This is a genomic window from Bradyrhizobium monzae, from assembly GCF_021458635.1.
Lineage (GTDB): Bacteria > Pseudomonadota > Alphaproteobacteria > Rhizobiales > Xanthobacteraceae > Bradyrhizobium.
On sequence record NZ_JAIRDQ010000042.1, the window covers coordinates 1 to 483 of the forward strand.

General features: G+C 70.0%; 1 protein-coding gene. It reads right to left on the minus strand.

Annotation, left to right across the window (positions count from 1 at the left end; all coding sequences use genetic code 11):
• Nucleotides 1-461 (minus strand): polyketide synthase dehydratase domain-containing protein (locus K3F49_RS39070; protein WP_234686162.1); only part of this gene is annotated, 461 nt, incomplete at its 3' end.
• Nucleotides 462-483 lie beyond the last annotated feature (22 nt).

Sequence of the window (483 nt, forward strand, 5' to 3'; positions counted from 1 at the left end):
CCAGAGCCATCCACCTGAACCTGCAGCCGGACACCGCCCTCCGCCGGCAGCACCAGCGGCGACAGCAGCGTCAGCTGCGATACGCTGCTCAAGCCCACCGCACGCGCCGCCGCAAAGCCGAGCTCCAGCAGCCCCGTCCCCGGCAGCAGCACCGTGCCGAACACGGCGTGGTCGCCGAGCCAGCCCGCCTCCGACAGCGACAGCCGTCCCGTCAGCAGGAACCCGTCGCTCTCGGCTAGCGGCGTCGCCGCTCCCAGCAGCGGATGCGACGCATCCGACAGGCCCATCGTCGCCGCGTCCCCGCTCGGCTTCTCAGCCTCGAGCCAGTAACGCTGACGCTGGAACGCATAAGTCGGCAGTGAGGCAACGGGTTGGTGCGCGCTCGCACCGAGCGCCTTCGCCCAGTCGACATGAATGCCGTGGACGTGAAGCGCGCCGAGATTGCGCAAAAGCTCCGACATCCCTCCACCGTCGCGGCGCAGA